Origin of the sequence: Acetobacter fabarum (assembly GCF_022483405.1) — a bacterium.
Lineage (GTDB): Bacteria > Pseudomonadota > Alphaproteobacteria > Acetobacterales > Acetobacteraceae > Acetobacter > Acetobacter fabarum.
Genome location: NZ_JAKVNI010000001.1, coordinates 2,188,579 through 2,206,045, shown reverse-complemented (window position 1 = coordinate 2,206,045; position 17,467 = coordinate 2,188,579). Strand labels below are relative to the sequence as shown.

Here is a 17,467-nt window from a genome sequence, read left to right as displayed (position 1 = left end):
TGGGTTCGTGGGGCCTGTTTGTTCAGGCTATGCGGGACAGGGCCGCTTTAAGACGTACGCATTCACCCTGCTGGCTTTCCAGACGATCGCGCATTTCCTGCACGATTTCTGGTTTGGCGCGGCTGACAAAGTTTTCGTTCCCGAGCTTTTTTTCGGTCTTGGCGACTTCATCTTCCGCTTTGGACAGTTCTTTTTTCAGCCGCTCGCGTTCAACGGACAGATCAATCAGCCCTTCCAGCGGGATAATGACCGTAGCTTCATCCACAACAGCCTGAGCGGAGCCTTTGGGAATATCCCCGGCAAGCGAGCTTGTCTGTGTTACGCGGGCCATGCGGCAAATGGCTTCCTGCCACCGGCCAATGCGTTCCAGCGTTAGTGGCGCTGCATCCTTGAGAAGAACAGGGGCAGTTTGTGACGGCGGAACGTTCATTTCCGCCCGAACGGTGCGGATTTCCGTAATCAGGCGAATAATCTGCTCGCATTCTGCCATGGCTTCGTCTGCGCCGGTGGGGGCAATGGGTTCAGGCCATTGCGCGGCTATCAGGCTGCCTTCCTCACCAAAGCCGAATTCATGCCACAGTGTATCTGTTACAAATGGCACAACAGGCTGCAGCAGGCGCAGGATCACGCCCAACACATGGCCTGCAACGGCGCGGACTTCTGCTGCTTCCTGATCATTGGCGGAATTAAAGACCGGCTTGGCAAATTCTAAGAACCAGTCACAGAAGCGGTTCCAGACAAAGCGGTAGCAGGTCAGTGCGTATTCATCAAAACGATAGGCATCCAGCGCACGGGTTGCCTCGGCAATGGCGGTTGCGGCTTCGGCTAGAATCCAGCGGCCAAGAGGGGATTGGACCTGTGTGGGGTCAAAGTTGACCGGGGCTCGTACGCCATTCATTTCGCAAAAGCGGGCGGCATTCCAGAGCTTGGTAATAAAGGAACGATAGTCTTCCACCCGTTTGCGGCCGAGTTTGACGTCCCGCCCAATGCCGGTCAGGGCGCAAATGGTAAAGCGCATGGCGTCTGCGCCGTAATCCTCGATCAGCTCCAGCGGATCAATGCCGTTGCCCTTGCTTTTGGACATCTTCTGCCCGTGCTCATCGCGCACCAGACCGTGGATGAAGATGTTGCGGAAGGGCACGTCGTGCATGAAGTGCTGGCCCATCATCATCATTCTGGCTACCCAGAAGAAAATGATGTCGAAGCCGGTTACCAGAACATCCGTTGGGTAATACCGGTCGAGTTCGGGTGTTTTGTCCGGCCAGCCAAGCGTTGAAAACGGCCATAGTGCCGACGAGAACCACGTATCCAGTACGTCTTCGTCCTGTGTCAGGGGTTCTGCCTTGCCGTAATGCGCCTGAGCCTGTTGCTGCGCGTCCTCACCGTCATGGGCAACAAACACATGACCGTCCGGCCCATACCATGCGGGGATGCGGTGCCCCCACCACAACTGGCGGGAAATGCACCAGGGCTGGATGTCACGCATCCATGCAAAAAAGGTATTTTCCCACTGTTTGGGAATAAAGCTGGCCCGGCCAGAAGTAATGGCCTCAATGGCAGGCCCCGCCAGTTTGCCAGCATCGCAATACCACTGGGTGGTCAGGCGGGGCTCAATTACAGCTCCCCCGCGTTCCGCATGAGGAACCTGATGCCGATGGGGTTCAATTTTTTCCAGCCAGCCGGTTTCTTCCAGCTTAGCGACAATAATCTTGCGTGCCTCTTCTCGCGTGGTGCCAGCAAGTGAGCGAACAAAGGCGGGGTCGGCCAGACCATCCTGCGCGCTGAGTTCTTCTTCTATCTCGTCCAGCACAATGCGGGCCTGCTCGTCCAGAATGCTGAGCATGGGGAGCTGGTGCCTGCGGCCGACTTCAAAGTCATTAAAGTCATGCGCAGGCGTAATTTTGACCGCGCCGGTCCCTTTTTCCGGGTCGGAGTGTTCGTCCGCCACAATCGGGATCAGGCGGCCTGTCAGGGGCAGGCGAACAAATTTGCCAATCAGGCTCTTGTAACGTTCATCTTCGGGATGAACAGCTACGGCCGTGTCGCCCAGCATGGTTTCGGGGCGAGTGGTGGCAACAGTAATGGTTGCGTCGCCCTGCCCTTCAACCGGATAGCGGATGTACCATAGGTTGCCTGCGACATCCTTGCTTTCCACCTCCAGATCAGAAATGGCGGAGCGGAATGCGGGGTCCCAGTTGACCAGCCGCCTGTCCCGATAAATCAGACCATCCTTGTAGAGGGAAACAAAGACTTCCTTGACTGCGCGGGAGAGGCCTTCATCCATGGTAAAGCGCTCACGCGACCAGTCGAGCGATGCACCAAGGCGGCGCAGCTGGCGGGTAATGCCCCCGCCGGATTCTTCCTTCCACTGCCACACGCGCTCAATAAAGGCATCGCGGCCCATATCCTGCCGGGTTGTTTTGCCCTCGGCTGCCAATGTGCGCTCGACAACCATTTGCGTTGCAATGCCGGCGTGGTCCGTGCCGGGCTGCCAAAGGGTGTCAAACCCCTGCATGCGCTTCCAGCGGATCAGGGTATCCTGCAAGGTCATGGTCAACGCATGGCCCATATGGAGGGTGCCGGTAACGTTGGGTGGCGGGATCATGATGGTAAAAGGTTTTTTGTCGCTTGCTGGCTGGGCAGAGAAAGCCTTCTTGCTTTCCCACAGTTCGTACAGCCGGTTTTCTGTTTGTGCAGGCTCAAAAGTCTTGTTCAGCATATTTATCCAACCACACCACGTAAAAAAGGCGGAAGGCATCTAGCCCCCGCCTTTGCAAAGCAATTAACAGACCACAGGATTCCCCTCCATTGGCCTGCCCCCATAGGGTTACAGGCCAATGGAGGGGAAGAAAACCTTACAGACCGCGCTGCGTCAGGCGTTCAACTTCCTTGCGTACAGCAGCCTGCACAATGCTTGCCAGATGGGCATCAAGCCATTTTTTGAGGAAAACGCGCACTTCCTGGCGCACGATGTCTTCAACCGTCAGAGACCCTTCATGCGTGACAGCCACTTTTCTCTCCTCATGTTCTCTAAGATATTTTTCCTGCAGGCTTTTCTGCAGCACGGCAAATGAGTTGGCGGTATCGGAAACCGTTTCGTCATTCAAAGGGATGGGCAGTGGACCAGACATGGTATGTTCAGCCTTTTTGTTAAGTTCGATCTGCCTGAGATCCGTTACAGATAATACTTCATCATGATCCACGGTCCGCGGTTGCACAAGGTCGGCCTTGCCGGCTGCCTGAGCTGTATCCGTGGTACGGGTGGGGGCAGCGGGAGCCTCTTTTTCCCCCTGCTGCGCAGAGTCCATCATGGATGGAGAGAGGACAAGCACATCGTCGTCCTGTTCATCCTGCGGCTCCGGGGCATGTTCTGCTGTAGCCGAGAGGTGCTCATCATGCAGTACCTGCCGAATGGAAGACAGGGTATCCGCTACGGATTTACCTGTTTCTTCTGATGAGTCCTGAGGCGACACCATACAAACATCCCTGCCACTGCTGGCTTAACATTATCGACCCGGCTGGTTGAGCGCGTAATCGTTCAACCCCCATAACCGATCCTTTACCGCGTTATAGTATGCTTTGTCATCATAAAGGGGAACATTCAGCTTCAGATCAACAGCAGTCAGGCGTCCAATGGCGGCTGCCACGTTGTAAGAGGACAGGACCATGTTGCTCAGGCTCTGCACAAGGGCCACCTGAGCCTGCAACAGACTCTCCTGCTGCTGCAGGACGGAAAGGGTTGTGCTGGTGCCAACCATGGCCTGCCGCTCTACACCCCCCAGTGCTACGGTACCCGCTTTAATCGCAACCCGATTGCTTGCGATGGACGCCCGGTAAGTGACCAGCTTCTGCCAGTTGGAAACCGCATCCTGTGCCGCTGCACGGCGCTGGACGTCCACCTCCCGGTGTGCCTCCTGCGCAAGCTGCTTGGCCTGACGGACCGCCGCATACTCCGATCCCCCCTGATAAATGGGGATATTGAAGTTGAGAGCCGCGTATTTACTGTCATTGATCTGGTTGTTCAGGGCCTGATTAACCTGATGCTGATACCCCATTGTCGCGGACACTTTGGGGAGAATGGCAGCCATGGCAACGCCCACGGAATCCTTGTGCGATGCCTCGGTAAAAAGTGCGTGAATAACATCGGGGTTATTCCTGACCGCCAGTGCGGCGGCGGTCTGCTCATTTTTAACGGGCAGGACCAAGGGTTGTGGCGGCACCAGATTAGGGGGCGGTGCCATGCCAATAACCTGCATGTAGGTTGCCTGAGCAGTCTGCAATGTGCCCTCAGCCTGCTGGCGTGCGGCTTGTGCGGACGCGTAGGCGGCTTCCGCCTGAGCAACGTCGGTCCGGGTAATTTCCCCTACCCTGTAGCGTTCACTGGTTGCGCGTAGCTGCTGCTGCAAAACCCGTTCATTGTTAATGTTCAGTTGCAGGAGCTGTTCGTCTTCAATCACGCCCACATAGGCACTGACGACCTGTTTGAAGACCTGCTGTTCAACCGAAATCAGGTGCGCACGCGCGGCCATGACCTGATTAACGGCCTCATGCGTAGCGGCTGTGGTTTTGCCCCCGGTGTAAATTGGCTGATTGATTGCAACACCCGCCGAATATCCCGGTGTATCGTAACGGCGCAGGGACTGGTGCGTGCGGGGATGCCCGACCCCCTGATAATCATTGATCCCGTTATAGTAAGAAAGGCCGACCTGCCCGGTTACTGTGGGGTGCCAGCCTGCAAGGGCGGTTGGTACACTCTCGTCCGTGGCGCGGAGCGAAGCGCGTGCCGCTTGCAGGGTCGGATTGGTCAGATACGCGGCGGCCAGAGATTCCTGCAGTGTATGCGGGATAAAGGAGGGGGAGCCGCTTCCATCGTATTTTTGCGCCCATGCGGTTGTGCCGCACAGTATGACCGCCAGGCTCAGGCCGGTTTCGCAAATACGCCGCATGAGGCTGCTCCCGCTTGCAGTTACCGCAATAGGTTTGCGGCACTGTTCCTTGCCATGATGCGAGATTAAATTCCATTTTATAGTTTGTGACGGATTGAAAATGAGACGCCCTTCTGTGCCTTTTTTTAAAAGGAGAATGCGTGTTCAGGCACCATACCGGGCAGGAGTGGCGCTTGCGCTTCGAACAGGAATGTCAGCCTGAATGGCTTGGAATATCCGGGTTCCCTGACCGCACTAAAGGCTTCCGGGAGGGATGACCCACTTTGTAGCAAACCTACAATGCGGCCTTTGGCGGAAAGCTGCCGGTCACAGAAGTCAGGAAGTGTTGCAATGCAGCCATCAAAATAAATCAGGTCATAAGGAGCCGAGTCTGCCGCCCCTCCGGTCAGAGCGCCTTGTTGCCAGACAACGTCCGGGGCCTGAGCCTGACAGAACCCCTGCCCGATCTGTGCCAGTTCGGAATTGGGTTCGAGTGCGGTCACATGCAGGCCAAGCCGTGCAAAAAGGGCAGCGGTGTAACCGGTGGAGGCTCCCACAACCAGAACACGCTGCCCGGCTAATGGTTCTGCCGCTTGCACAAGGCGGGCAGTCAGGAGGGGCTGTGACAAAACACGGCCCTGCGCCAAGGGCAGGCTGGTATCTGCATAAGCCGCATTGCGCAGGTCGGGGCGAACACAGTGCTCACGCGGGAGGTGGCGCATGATCTCCAGAATACGCGAATCGGTAATCTCGGATGGGCGCAACTGGTCGTCCACCATCAGGTTGCGTGCTTGGGCATACAGGGTTGCATCCATTGACTGTTCTCCTTGAAGCATGGCGGTGGCCGTATGGGCATTCATGCTGCGTACACTCCTGATTGGCCATCTACCCGGTTGACCCGCGCCGACCATGGGCAGGAGTCTGTCTGACATACTGTTTTAAAATTGGCACAACACAACGGCTTGACCAATTTGAAAGAAAAGGACATAACGCTCCCACCATACACCGTTGGTCCGGTGGCAGAATGGTGATGTAGCGGACTGCAAATCCGCGTATGTGGGTTCGATTCCCGCCCGGACCTCCACTCCTCCTCAAAATGTTAAATGTATGTTTCCAGCGCAAGTTGTTGCGTCAAAGGGCATACCAGCACTGGCTAATATTTTGGTGCAGATGTGTACTCGGGTGTAGCTGACTAGTCGCTCCTTGCTATCCGGCTCATGGCTGCTGGAGTTTTCTGTACCGTGCCATAAGGCGGTTACGCCGGAGGCTGGAGAGCTTTTGCAGCCAGAAGACGCCATCCAGTTGGTCAATCTCGTGCTGTAAGCAGACACTACGAAGGCCATCAGCCTCCCTCTCCTGCATATGGCCATTCAGGTCTGCATACCGGACCTTCAGCTTTGCCGGACGCATAACTGTGGCGGATATACCTGGCATGGAGATGCTGCCCTCTTCATTCATGACGGTATCTTCGGATAGCCAGATAATTTCTGGATTAATGTAGGTTTCCGGTTCATCGCAATCTGGCAGATCAAGAACAACCACGCGCTGGCCAACGCCAATATGTGGGCCGGTTATGCCTAGCCCCTGAACAGCGCGGAGTGTGTCCAGCAGGTCCGTTGCAAGGGTGCGCAATGTGCTGTCAAACGAGGTAACTGACACGGCGACTTCACGCAAACGCTGATCGGGGAAAAGGACAACAGGCTGTACGGTCATGGCGTATCTTCTGACAGAATAAAGCAGTTCGCTTGCGGTCGGGCGTGACCTGTAGCGCGTTAGTATACACGGCATAAACCTTGGGAGCACAGCCCGGCTGGATTTTACAGGTGAACCGTTGTGTTCAAGAACGCGTTGGGGGCTTGCCCAATGGCAGATCTGTTGCCACAGTCCTGGAATGAGGACCAATAAAGTACTTATTCCCGAAATCTGGTCTTGTGCCTCTGGGCATGGCATCGCCTGTGCCACACAAGCTGGATTGCCTGAGTGCCAGAAATAATGCAGCCACCTGTCTTTCATCCCGATCATGCCGATAGCCGGCATTCCTTGCCGGAGGCCTTCGCCAGTATCCGTGTGCCGAGGGATGATACCCATTGGATGCGGCGCTTTTTAAGCTACGTAGGGCCGGGGTATATGGTGTCCGTCGGGTATATGGACCCCGGCAACTGGGCAACGGACCTGCAAGGTGGGGCGCGGTTCGGCTACGTATTGCTATCTGTTATCCTGTTATCCAATTTCATGGCTATTTTATTGCAGGCTCTTTCTGCCCGTCTGGGTATTGCAACAGGGCTTGATCTTGCTCAGGCTTGTCGGCAGCGTTTTCATCCCGCGCTTAATGCGTTGCTCTGGGTTGCCTGCGAGCTGGCTATTATTGCGTGCGATCTGGCGGAGGTTATCGGCACCGCGGTTGCATTGCAGTTGCTCTTCCATATTCCCCTCCTTGGCGGTGCGTTAATTTCCAGCCTTGATGCCTTGCTGGTGCTGTTTCTCATGAACCGTGGGTTTCGGTATCTGGAGGCATTCATCATTGGGCTTTTAAGCATTATCGCCCTGTGTTTTGCCGTGCAGCTTATAGCCGCGGCTCCCCCATTGGCGGCTGTGCTGGCTGGTATGAAGCCTTCGCTCTCAATCCTGACCAATAGCGAAATGCTCTATATTGCCATTGGCATTATAGGGGCGACCGTTATGCCCCATAACCTGTACCTGCATTCCTCCATAGTACAAAGCCGGGCGTATGAGCGGACGGAACGTGGCCGCAAGGACGCCATACGCTGGGCCACATGGGATAGTTCAATCGCACTTATGCTGGCCCTGTTTATTAACGCCGCCATTCTGATTGTTGCTGCCGCAGCCTTCCATACAACAGGGCATCAGGATGTGGCGGAAATACAGGATGCCTACCACCTGCTCTCCCCTCTTCTGGGGCTGGGGGTTGCTTCTACCCTGTTTGCGCTGGCTCTGCTGGCTGCGGGCACAAATTCGACCATTACGGGAACGCTTGCCGGGCAGATTGTGATGGAAGGGTTTTTGCATCTCAGACTGCCACACTGGGCGCGGCGGCTTTTAACCCGTGGGCTGGCAATTGTTCCGGTCATGGTCGGCATTGTGTTGTATGGTAACGCCAGTGTTGGTCAGTTGCTCATGGCCAGTCAGGTTGTGCTGTCCATGCAATTGCCCTTTGCGGTCATTCCTCTGGTTCTGTTTGTTTCAGACCGCAAAATGATGGGCTCTTTTGCCATTTCCCGCCCCTTTGCGGTTCTTTCCTGGTTTGTCGCCGGGGTTATTCTTATCCTGAACTTTAAACTACTTTACGACACACTTGCGCTGTAATGTCCGGAACAAGTCTGCTGGTATTCTGTACTATGGCCACAGGTAGAGGAACTTCACGTAGTAAGCGTTTGTTTCCGGCGTGTTGCGGCCTTCTATGGAATGTGCGTAACGCGTGGTGAAACTGATTGTCCGGCTGATATTGAACATAACGCCCAGCCCGGGGGCTATTTCCCGGCTGTTGGAGTTGCTCAGGTCTGCATGAATGCTCTGGTCATAGGTTCCGCCAACGTTCTGCCAGTCAAAGGCAAAGTATGGCTCGATCAGTTTTGTTGCTTTCCAGCTAAAGCGTAAATTGCTGTAAAAAACGACGCCGGGCGAATAGCTGTGTTGGCCGGTTTTATGTTTTGTTGAGCCAACAACAGTGCCTACATCGCCGTCAAAGCTAAAATGCTTCCATTCATAATCAAAAATAATGCTTGAGATATTGGCCCAGTAACCCGTGGCCAAAGTATCCCGCGTGCCAGAAGGTGTTTGCAGGAATGTCTGAAAACCAAGAGTGCTGTGTGCATTGGGTTTAAACCACGCAGCAGGCCCTACAATGGTCCCCCCTAGCCCGCCGTAATTTGTGCCGCCTGCCAGAGTATAGTTTTCAGATTGGATGACCTCAAAAGCAAAGCCAACATGCGGGAGCGCATCAAATGTGCGAAAATGCACGTATTTGGTAAGCCCGGACCATGTGTGGCTTCCTCCATGGGCAGGTACGCGCTGGCCGGTGCTGTTATAGGTGTTGCCCGATGCATTCCCATTCCCATACTGGACCAATACGTTAAATGGCTTGTAGTCCACAGGCAGGTCATATTCATGTGGACCAATGATCCCCAGAGTAATATCCGCCGCATAGGCGAGCCCGGGTGTTAATAAAGGCATGCTGGCGCCACACAGACTTAAGGTCAGCAGGAGCCGTTTCGGCTTTTTGCCAAACAGCATGAGGGATCTCCATCAAGGAGGCTGCCGTTGTAAAAACAGGCGCAGCGTGTTGGGGTTATTGAATAATCAGTTCTGATCGCCAACCGTTACGCTGCATGGGGTTGGGCTTTTGGAAGAGATATATAAAATAAGCAGATATAATATAGTTGAAAAACGCATGAGTTCACGTGGCTGTGTCCTCAAGCTATAAAAACTGTCTCATTCCCGGAACAGAATGCTCAGAGCACGTGTTGTAAGAAACAAGCTATGGCAGGGTTTTAAAAGGCTGGCCAAAATCCCTTGCAGCAAAATGGAGCTGCAAGGGGAAAGACGCTGTGACTTATTTTGCTAGCTTTATGAGTGCTGCATTTACGTCCGCTGCTTTTTCCAGTTGTGGCATATGGCCAGTCTGGGGGAGCAGGGTTACGGGTATGGTATCCGGCAGGTTTTTGGCATCATTGGGTGAGATAACCTCGTCCGCCTCCCCCCAGATAATCTGGGCTGGCCCAGCAAAACTGGTCAGAACGGGCCGAAGGTCCTCCGCCTGCCTGCCATTGGGGAAGCAGGCTTTGGCAATTGTCTGCAAGCCCTGAAGCGCTCCATCCAGACGTTTGAAGCGAATAATGTCTTCAATCATCTTGCGAGAAATCAGGGTTTTGTCATGCACCAGATAATTCAGGACAGGCTCAAGGGTTTTGCGACGATCTGCGGAGATAAACCCTTCAATAAAATCCATATTAATGCCCTGCCCCAAGCCCGCAGGAGCAATGAGGGAAAGGGAGGCCACTTTTTGCGGGCAGGTTTTGGCAAGCTCCAGTGCAATAGCCCCTCCGAGCGAGTGACCAACAACATGAACGCTCGTTATTTCCAGCTTATCCAGCAAAGCCGCAGTTGTTGCCGCAAAGCCTGCGGGGGTTCCATCTCCCACGTTTTTGGATGACCCTCCGTGGCCGGGGAGGTCAAAAGCGACCGTGCGCCGGTCGGTGGAAAGAGCATTCTGGTTGAGCATCCAGTTGCCCAGGTCCCCACCAAAACCGTGGATGAACAGGACAGGCGTAGCATCGCCCTGCCCGGCTTCCTGCACACGGAGTGTCAGATCCCCAACGCTGACCATAATGGGTTCTGCGTGATCAGCCTGCGTGTCAGCAGCACTGTCGGATGAAAAATCAGCCTGAAACTTGGCAATGAATGCATCAATATCCGCATCGCTCACGGCAGGTTCGGCCAGAACACCCAAAAGAGCACCTACGGGCAGGGTTTCTCCCTCCGTTGCAATCTGGCGGCGCAGCGTGCCAGAGGCCGGGCTTTCGTAACCATTGGTGATTTTGGTGGTTTCTATGTCTGCAATTTCCTGCCCGGCTTCTACCTGCGCGCCGGAGGGAATGTTCCAGCTTGTAATTTTTCCCTCGGTCATGGCCAGACCAAACTTGGGCATTGTGATTGGGGTGATAAGGTCTGTCATTGCTCAGGCATCCTGCTTTGCTTTTTTATAGGCCATGACGGAGCGAACCGCCGATTCAATGCGGGCCGCATCGGGGAGGTAGAGTTTTTCCAGCACGGTTGCGAAGGGGACTGGCGTGTGCGGGGGCACAACCTGGCGTATGGGGGCCTTGAGCGCGTCAAACGCCTGTTCCGCTACCAGTGCGGCCACATCGGTTGCCATGTTGCAGCGCGGGCTTGATTCATCAACAATGACCAGCCGCCCCGTATCTTCCACACATTCCAGTATGGTGGCGCTGTCCAGCGGGGATGTGGTGCGGGGGTCTATAACCGTGCAGCTTATGCCGTCTTTTTCCAGCCTGTCGGCTGCTTCGTTGGCAAAATTGACCATACGGCCAAAGGCAACAATGGTTACATCATCGCCTTCCCGCGTCAGGTTGGCTTCCCCGAACGGGATGGAATATGGCTCATCGGGCACTTCCTCTTCATCATCGTACATGACCTTGTTTTCAAGGAAGATAACGGGGTCATCGTCCCTTATTGCCTCGATCAGCAGCCCTTTTGCTTCGTAAGGGGATGAGGGGACAACAACCTTAAGCCCCGGAATATGGGTAAAAAGCGGGTAAAGCGCCTGACTGTGCTGTGCCGCTGCATTAAAGCCCGCGCCATACATGGCCCGGATAACCAGTGGTGTGCGGGCCTTACCACCAAACATGTAGCGGAATTTGGCGGCCTGATTCATGATCTGGTCGAGGCAGCAGCCTACAAAGTCCACAAACATCAGTTCAGCCACCGGGCGCAGGCCGGTGGCGGCCGCCCCAACGGCTGCCCCGATATAGGATGCCTCGGAAATGGGGGTATCAAACACCCGTTCGGCACCAAATTCGGTATAAAGCCCTTTGGTAACCCCCAGCACGCCGCCCCATGCGTCTACCACGCTAGCAGAACCACCCTGCCCGCCAGCAATGTCTTCCCCCATGAGAATAACGCGTGGGTCACGCTGCATTTCCTGACGCAAGGCTTCATTAATGGCCTGACGGAAGCTTTTTTTGGACATGAGAATACTCCGTATTGCGCGTGGCTCAGTAAGAAACGTAAACGTCTGCCTGCAGGTCGGCAGGTTCAGGCAATGGGGCGTTTTTGGCGGCTTTTACGGCGGCCTCGATTTCGTCCTTCACGCTGGTATCAATGTCATCCAGTGCGGACAGGTCGAGCAGGCTGGTCTCTGTTACATGCGTGCGGAACTTCTGCAGGCAGTCACGCTCGGCCCTTTCTCTGGCTACCTCACCATTGGCGCGGTAGGTCATGGCGTCGCCTTCAAAATGGCCGTACCAGCGTGCCAGATGAACATGCAGCATTACCGGGCCGTGGCCAGCGCGCGCATGGGCTATGGCCTGCCCGGCGGCCTCATGCACGGCAAAAAAATCTGTGCCATCGCAGTCAAAATACGGCATGCCAAAGCCTGCGGCGCGCGCTTTTTGTGTGCCTGCGCAGGCGTAGGATGCTCCCGTTGCCTCGCCATAGCCGTTATCTTCGCAGACAAAAACGGCGGGTAGCTGCCAGACCATGGCCAGATTCAGGCTTTCCAGCGTTGTGCCCTCATTGGAAGCGCCATCACCGTAAAACGCGACGGCAACGCCACCATCCTTGAGCACCTTGTGCGAAAGGGCTGCACCGCAGATCAGCGGCGGCCCTCCCCCAACAATGCCGTTCGCACCGAGCATGCCCAGAGACAGGTCCGCAATATGCATGGACCCGCCTTTGCCGTGGCATACCCCGGTTTTGCGCCCATAAATTTCGGCCATCATGCCCTCTACGCCAACACCTTTGGCAATACAGTGGCCATGACCGCGGTGCGTGCTGGCAATTGTATCCGTGTCGCTCAGATGAGCGCAGACACCCACGGCGGATGCCTCTTCACCACAATACAGGTGAACAAATCCCGGAATTTCTCCGGTTGCGAACTCTACATGAAGGCGTTCCTCAAAATCGCGGATGGTCCGCATGGAACGGTAGGAACGCAGAAGAATATCGTGTGCAATCTGCATGTCTGCCCCCGGGCAATACTGCCGTGTGGGTTGGAAGAAATAACGGAATTATTCCGTCCCATTCCGCACGAAAAAACAGAGCGAAGCGGGTATGCGCTCAGTTATGGGGAGATATGCCAAAGGGTGAACCCAACGGATAATTCGGCTCACGTGTATTTGAGAAGGCAGAATGCGAAGTGTCGCATATCCGAAACGTAATACACGCCAGAGACATTTTTTGTGGATGGACAGGCGCACATGAACTCACTCATTTTGTCCCCCGGCGTGTGGTCCGGATTATCCCCCCTTCTCCGCAACTCGTGGCGTCGTTGCGCCGAGCAATATGCCATTCCCACGGATACAACGCTGGATACGGATATTCTGTGCTCGGCCGAACTGCGGCAGGCACGCGAGCGCATGGGCGTGACCATGAAAATAGCCGACCCGGAACTGGACCGGCTGCATGGTATTGTTTCCACGCTGGATTATAACGTGCTGCTGGCTGACCCGGCGGGGATTGTCGTCGCCCGCCGTGGTGCGCCACCGTTTGAAAAAGGGTGCCGCCGTTGGCACCTTTGGCCCGGCGCCAATTGGGCAGAAGCCGTAGCCGGCACCAACGGAATAGGCACCTGTCTGGTAGAGGGGCAACCGGTAACCGTCCACCGGGACCAGCACTGGTGCACAAAACTACGATACCTTACCTGCTCTGCCGTACCGTTTTATGGGCCTGACGGTTGTGTTGCCGGGGCGCTGGATGCCAGCTCCATCCGTTCGGACCCTTCTGGCCGTGTAGCACTGATGATGGAAGCCGTGCTGGTTGATGCCGCGCGCAGGTTGGAGCGACGGAGTTTTCTGGAAGCCTTCCGGAACAGGACAGTCTTGCTGCTGGGTGAAGGGAACGGCATATCCCTGCCCATGATCGCTCTGGATGACAAACGCATTGTGGTAGGGGCGACCTACGCTGCCCGCTCCATGCTTGGAATAGCCAGCCCGGAGGTGGCCAGTGTCTGCTTTGATCTGGGAGCCAGAGCTGCCGGTGTGCCGGATTTTCAGGAGGCGGAAAGAACGGTCATAGAAGGTGCTCTGGCTATGGTGCAGGGCAAAATTGCCCCCGCCGCCCGCCTGCTGGGTGTAAGCCGCTCCACCCTTTACCGAAAACTGAAGAACCTGTCCCCTGCTCCGGCCCCCATAACCGGGTAGTTATGGGGTGTTCTGCACAAAGGGCAGGACGTTCTGGCAGATGACCAGTTCCTCATGGGTTGGTTCTACACGCACGCGGATTGCACTATCGGGGCTGCTGATGATTGGTGCAGGGCAAAATTGCCCCCGCCGCCCGCCTGCTGGGTGTAAGCCGCTCCACCCTTTACCGAAAACTGAAGAACCTGTCCCCTGCTCCGGCCCCCATAACCGGGTAGTTATGGGGTGTTCTGCACAAAGGGCAGGACGTTCTGGCAGATGACCAGTTCCTCATGGGTTGGTTCTACACGCACGCGGATTGCACTATCGGGGCTGCTGATGATTCTCGCATGGTTCTCATTGGCCTTATAGTCCAGCTTGAGACCCAGCCAGCCAAGAGCGAGACAGACATCCTGACGTAAAAAGGCATCGTGTTCGCCTATGCCTGCGGTAAAGACCAGACCATCCAGTCCGCCCATAATAGCAGCAAGAGCGCCAACTTCTTCCACAATCCGGTAGGCGGACAAGGCAAGAGCCTGCTGAATATGTTCTTGCAATGCGGGATCTTGCTCCGTGCCCATATGCTCGCGCAAAACGCGCATGTCAGACGACACGCCAGAAACCCCAAGTAGCCCGGACTGGTGGTACAGGGTATTGACCATAGTGTTCCAGTCCGCTTTTTCTTCCCGCAGCATGTAGAGCAGTACGCCGGGGTCTATCATTCCGCAGCGGCTGCCCATCATTAATCCATCTAGGGCGGAAAAGCCCATTGTGGTTTCAATACTTCTGCCCCCCTTTAATGCACACAGGCTGGCACCACTGCCCAGATGCGCCAGAACAGTGCGGCCCTTTGCCAGTGTGGGGTCTATCTGGTGCAGGCGTTGGGTTAGAAAATCGTAGGAAAGACCATGGAAGCCATACCGGCAGATGCCTTTTTCTCCATACCGGCGAGGGAGCGGTAAAAGTCGGGCGATTTCTGGCATGGTGCGGTGGAAAGCCGTATCAAAACAGGCAATCTGGAGCAGGTTTGGCCGGTAAGCCATGATAGCATGGACCGGGGCAAGGGTTTGCGGCTGGTGGAGTGGCGCAAAGGGTGTCAGGGCTTCCAGTTGGCGCAGGATTTCTGGCGTAACCTGTATGGGAGCTAGAAAATCTGGCCCTCCATGCACAATCCTGTGGCCAACCCCTACAATGTTGTGCTGGCCCTGCTCATGGTCGGCCAGCCAGTCCAGAAGGTACTCGAGTGGTTTTTTCTGGCTGAGTGGGTAGGTTGCGCGGTCAAGGAGCTGGTCGTTCTGGTCGGATGCGAAAAAATGGAATGTGTCCACATCATACTCAAGCCGCCCTTTGATCAGTTTTTGTATGGCCGGGTTCTGGCCGATCTGAAAAACCGTGAACTTGAGACTGGATGACCCGGCATTAAAAACAAGAACAACGTCTGACATGGGTGGTTTTCCGCAAAGCTGGGCGACTTAAAACGCGGTATTCTGTTGTGCCAGATGTCTGGCATACAGTGCGCCTATCGCGGCGGATGCCAGGCGGGCCTGCACGCTGTCTGCCCGGCTTGTCAGCACAATGGGAACCTTGGCACCAAGTGCTATGCCCGCAGAGTCCGCCTGAGCCATAAAGATCAGGTTTTTGGCCAGCATATTGCCTGCCTCCAGGTCCGGCGTGACCAGAATTTGCGCCTGCCCGGCTACGGGGGATGATAGGTTTTTTATTCTGGCCGCTTCTGGGTCTATGGCATTGTCCATACCCAGAGGGCCATCGAGTATTCCCCCTGTTATCTGTCCGCGTTCGGCCATTTTGCACAGGCTTGCAGCATCCACTGTGCTAGGGATTTTTGGGTTGATCACTTCCACAGCGGAGAGAATGGCCACTTTGGGCACTCCCAGCCCAAGCCCCGTATGCAGGTCTATGGCGTTCTGGACAATATCGCGCTTGGTTGAAAGATCGGGGAAGATGTTAATGGCGGCATCGGTCACAAAAAGCAGTTTTTCATAGCCTGGCACAGCAAGCAGAAAAACATGGCTGATCCGGCGGCTAGTGCACAAACCATTGGTGGGAGAAACCACGGCATGCATGAGTGTGTCGGTATGCAGGCTGCCTTTTATCAAGCCCTGCACATGCCCTGTCCGGGCCAGCTCCACAGCTTTTTGGGCGGCGGCTTCAGGTGTTGGTGCAGGTATGATCTGGTAGGGGCTTAGGTCTATCTGGTTTTTGCACGCTATGGCCTGAATACGTGGCGTATCCCCGATCAGAACAGGCAGGATAATCCCTTTTTGTGCGGCATCCAGTGGCCCTGCCAGAGCGTGGTCCTCGCATGGCCAGACAAGCCCGTAAGGCACCGGTTCATGCGTCAGGGCGCGGTTTATCAGATCTGCAAAAAGCTGGTGGGATGTTGGCTGGCGTGGTGGAGGCATGGCCCCTGCAAAAAGGGGGGAAGTGTGTCTCATATCAGGTATGGCCCGCTCCGTGTGTTCCACCAGTTTTGCAACATGGCTGAAAAACGCGCCATTCGGCTACGTTCATCCTAATGAATAGGCGAATTGGGTATTCTGGCAGATACAAGATTGGGTGATGGCGTGCGGGCTGGTGCCGTGCTGGGTGGTGGGGCGCTGTCCACCACAATAACGGCCATTCCGGCAAGGGAGGATGGTGTCCTGTCTGTGCGTAGAAGAGCACGAAAACGCTTGTCGGTTGCGGCCTTGCGCTCGTATTCCACGTCCAGCAGGCCGTTTTTGTCGATATAGATATTCAGTGCCGCCGGGATACGAATACACCCGGCCGAAGCCATATGGCCTAGCTGGCGTTCCAGAAAAACAGGGTCGGTTGCGTGCATTTCCAGCCGTATGGGGCCTTGTTCACGGCTGGGGAGCCACCCTTTTTCAGCAACCTGCCAGCCAAAATCCCAGACACGCATGCCTTTGGTGCCATTCCCCATGATCCCGTTTTCGTTTTTGGTGCCCTGTGCCCGGTAGCCTAGCCTTTCTGCCGTATTGGTAAAAATACCAACGGGCGTAATGTAGTGATGCTTACGGCCGATTGTGCCGGTGGATATGCGTGTGCAGCCAATAATGGTCCATTCTGGCGTATCGGGGCGGGCCACAATAACGCAGGCACGTTGCACGGAGGGATTGCGGTCTGCAACCACCACGGCCTGGGGTGTTTGAACAACGTAGCCGGATTGGCTGATCTGCTGGCGCGCCAGGGCTAGCCATGTGTCTTTCTGGGTAATGGTTGGGGTAAATGCGGCGGGTACGTCTTTTTGGAAAAGAATCCGAAGCCGGTCTATTTCCGCTTGTACCTGCTTCTCATCCAACTCTACGACTGCTGGTGCTGGTGCTGGTGCTGGTGCTGGTGCTGGTGCTGGTGCTGGTGCTGGTGCTGCGTTATCAGGCACAGGCGGCTTGGCCAGAGGGGCAACAGATGCAGTTTTAACAGGGTTTGCCGGTGTCGCTTTGGCCTGCGGAGCCGCAGCAGGAGCCTTTTTGGCGGGCGGAGTATGCAGGGGTGCAGCTATGTCCCCATTGGGGAAAAAAACGTGAGGCGAGGACTCTCCTACAGCCTTGGAGAGTTCTTCTGCAAAATCCGCACTAGCAGAATACGGTGCTGCCTGAAGAGTTTGAGCGGCAAATAGGCAGCCAAACATAATCGGAAAGATTAAAT

At 55.5% G+C, this 17,467-nt stretch carries 15 protein-coding genes and 1 tRNA gene; 4 read left to right on the top strand and 12 right to left on the bottom strand.

Features of this window, described 5'->3' with window-relative positions:
• Nucleotides 1-22 precede the first annotated feature (22 nt).
• The 4 genes from LKE65_RS10255 to LKE65_RS10240 form a co-directional block, all read right to left on the bottom strand.
• On the bottom strand, nt 23-2,719 hold the full coding sequence (locus LKE65_RS10255; protein ID WP_278741272.1) for a valine--tRNA ligase: 2,697 nt from the start codon (nt 2,717-2,719) through the stop codon (nt 23-25).
• Between the two features lie 136 nt (nt 2,720-2,855).
• Nucleotides 2,856-3,476 (bottom strand): DUF2497 domain-containing protein, encoded by a 621-nt coding sequence (locus tag LKE65_RS10250; RefSeq protein ID WP_278741271.1) that lies wholly within the window; start codon nt 3,474-3,476, stop codon nt 2,856-2,858.
• 30 nt (nt 3,477-3,506) lie between these two features.
• Nucleotides 3,507-4,946, bottom strand: a complete 1,440-nt coding sequence (locus LKE65_RS10245) for a TolC family outer membrane protein (RefSeq protein WP_086645998.1) — start codon at nt 4,944-4,946, stop codon at nt 3,507-3,509.
• Nucleotides 4,947-5,071: 125 nt separating this feature from the next.
• Nucleotides 5,072-5,740, bottom strand: coding sequence for a protein-L-isoaspartate O-methyltransferase family protein (locus LKE65_RS10240; protein ID WP_278741270.1), 669 nt, complete (start codon nt 5,738-5,740; stop codon nt 5,072-5,074).
• A gap of 195 nt (nt 5,741-5,935) precedes the next feature.
• On the opposite strand from LKE65_RS10240, the gene LKE65_RS10235 reads away from it, so the two are divergent.
• Nucleotides 5,936-6,009, top strand: a tRNA-Cys gene (locus LKE65_RS10235).
• Nucleotides 6,010-6,140: 131 nt separating this feature from the next.
• Here LKE65_RS10235 and LKE65_RS10230 read toward each other — a convergent pair.
• Nucleotides 6,141-6,638: a peptide deformylase gene (locus LKE65_RS10230; RefSeq protein WP_278741269.1), complete on the bottom strand. Its 498-nt coding sequence runs from the start codon at nt 6,636-6,638 to the stop codon at nt 6,141-6,143.
• 279 nt (nt 6,639-6,917) lie between these two features.
• Between LKE65_RS10230 and LKE65_RS10225 the strand changes: the two genes are divergently transcribed.
• Nucleotides 6,918-8,249 carry an Nramp family divalent metal transporter gene (locus LKE65_RS10225; protein ID WP_086646001.1) on the top strand — a complete coding sequence of 444 codons (1,332 nt, stop codon included), beginning with the start codon at nt 6,918-6,920 and terminating at the stop codon, nt 8,247-8,249.
• 30 nt (nt 8,250-8,279) lie between these two features.
• Here LKE65_RS10225 and LKE65_RS10220 read toward each other — a convergent pair whose 3' ends face one another.
• The 4 genes from LKE65_RS10220 to LKE65_RS10205 form a co-directional block, all read right to left on the bottom strand.
• A complete protein-coding gene (locus LKE65_RS10220; RefSeq protein ID WP_086646069.1) occupies nt 8,280-9,116 on the bottom strand; it encodes a transporter in 837 nt (278 codons plus the stop codon).
• A 379-nt stretch (nt 9,117-9,495) separates the two neighbouring features.
• On the bottom strand, nt 9,496-10,617 hold the full coding sequence (locus tag LKE65_RS10215; RefSeq protein WP_278741268.1) for an acetoin dehydrogenase dihydrolipoyllysine-residue acetyltransferase subunit: 1,122 nt from the start codon (nt 10,615-10,617) through the stop codon (nt 9,496-9,498).
• Nucleotides 10,618-10,620: 3 nt separating this feature from the next.
• A complete protein-coding gene (locus LKE65_RS10210; RefSeq protein ID WP_278741266.1) occupies nt 10,621-11,652 on the bottom strand; it encodes an alpha-ketoacid dehydrogenase subunit beta in 1,032 nt (343 codons plus the stop codon).
• 25 nt (nt 11,653-11,677) lie between these two features.
• Nucleotides 11,678-12,643 (bottom strand): thiamine pyrophosphate-dependent dehydrogenase E1 component subunit alpha, encoded by a 966-nt coding sequence (locus LKE65_RS10205; protein ID WP_086646004.1) that lies wholly within the window; start codon nt 12,641-12,643, stop codon nt 11,678-11,680.
• Nucleotides 12,644-12,880: 237 nt separating this feature from the next.
• Between LKE65_RS10205 and LKE65_RS10200 the strand changes: the two genes are divergently transcribed.
• Nucleotides 12,881-13,822, top strand: coding sequence for a helix-turn-helix domain-containing protein (locus LKE65_RS10200; RefSeq protein WP_278741265.1), 942 nt, complete (start codon nt 12,881-12,883; stop codon nt 13,820-13,822).
• Nucleotides 13,823-13,929: 107 nt separating this feature from the next.
• On the top strand, nt 13,930-14,037 hold the full coding sequence (locus LKE65_RS10195) for a helix-turn-helix domain-containing protein (RefSeq protein WP_278741264.1): 108 nt from the start codon (nt 13,930-13,932) through the stop codon (nt 14,035-14,037).
• On the opposite strand, the gene LKE65_RS10190 is transcribed toward LKE65_RS10195, so the two are convergent.
• From LKE65_RS10190 to LKE65_RS10180, 3 genes are all read right to left on the bottom strand, one after another.
• Complete coding sequence (locus LKE65_RS10190) at nt 14,038-15,243, bottom strand: acetate/propionate family kinase (RefSeq protein WP_278741262.1); 1,206 nt, start codon at nt 15,241-15,243, stop codon at nt 14,038-14,040. It abuts the gene before it with no gap.
• 27 nt (nt 15,244-15,270) lie between these two features.
• Nucleotides 15,271-16,254, bottom strand: a complete 984-nt coding sequence (locus tag LKE65_RS10185; RefSeq protein WP_278741261.1) for a bifunctional enoyl-CoA hydratase/phosphate acetyltransferase — start codon at nt 16,252-16,254, stop codon at nt 15,271-15,273.
• Between the two features lie 77 nt (nt 16,255-16,331).
• Nucleotides 16,332-17,450, bottom strand: a complete 1,119-nt coding sequence (locus LKE65_RS10180; RefSeq protein ID WP_278741260.1) for a L,D-transpeptidase — start codon at nt 17,448-17,450, stop codon at nt 16,332-16,334.
• Between the last annotated feature and the right edge of the window lie 17 nt (nt 17,451-17,467).

Excerpts from the sequence above, each read along its gene's own strand:
- LKE65_RS10255 (WP_278741272.1), bottom strand. The coding sequence starts at position 2,719 with ATGCTGAACAAGACTTTTGAGCCTGCACAAACAGAAAACCGGCTGTAC.
- LKE65_RS10250 (WP_278741271.1), bottom strand. The coding sequence starts at position 3,476 with ATGGTGTCGCCTCAGGACTCATCAGAAGAAACAGGTAAATCCGTAGCG.
- LKE65_RS10245 (WP_086645998.1), bottom strand. The coding sequence starts at position 4,946 with ATGCGGCGTATTTGCGAAACCGGCCTGAGCCTGGCGGTCATACTGTGC.
- LKE65_RS10240 (WP_278741270.1), bottom strand. The coding sequence starts at position 5,740 with ATGGATGCAACCCTGTATGCCCAAGCACGCAACCTGATGGTGGACGAC.
- LKE65_RS10230 (WP_278741269.1), bottom strand. The coding sequence starts at position 6,638 with ATGACCGTACAGCCTGTTGTCCTTTTCCCCGATCAGCGTTTGCGTGAA.
- LKE65_RS10225 (WP_086646001.1), top strand. The coding sequence starts at position 6,918 with ATGCAGCCACCTGTCTTTCATCCCGATCATGCCGATAGCCGGCATTCC.
- LKE65_RS10220 (WP_086646069.1), bottom strand. The coding sequence starts at position 9,116 with ATGCCTTTATTAACACCCGGGCTCGCCTATGCGGCGGATATTACTCTG.
- LKE65_RS10215 (WP_278741268.1), bottom strand. The coding sequence starts at position 10,617 with ATGACAGACCTTATCACCCCAATCACAATGCCCAAGTTTGGTCTGGCC.
- LKE65_RS10210 (WP_278741266.1), bottom strand. The coding sequence starts at position 11,652 with ATGTCCAAAAAAAGCTTCCGTCAGGCCATTAATGAAGCCTTGCGTCAG.
- LKE65_RS10205 (WP_086646004.1), bottom strand. The coding sequence starts at position 12,643 with ATGCAGATTGCACACGATATTCTTCTGCGTTCCTACCGTTCCATGCGG.
- LKE65_RS10200 (WP_278741265.1), top strand. The coding sequence starts at position 12,881 with ATGAACTCACTCATTTTGTCCCCCGGCGTGTGGTCCGGATTATCCCCC.
- LKE65_RS10190 (WP_278741262.1), bottom strand. The coding sequence starts at position 15,243 with ATGTCAGACGTTGTTCTTGTTTTTAATGCCGGGTCATCCAGTCTCAAG.
- LKE65_RS10185 (WP_278741261.1), bottom strand. The coding sequence starts at position 16,254 with ATGAGACACACTTCCCCCCTTTTTGCAGGGGCCATGCCTCCACCACGC.
- LKE65_RS10180 (WP_278741260.1), bottom strand. The coding sequence starts at position 17,450 with ATGTTTGGCTGCCTATTTGCCGCTCAAACTCTTCAGGCAGCACCGTAT.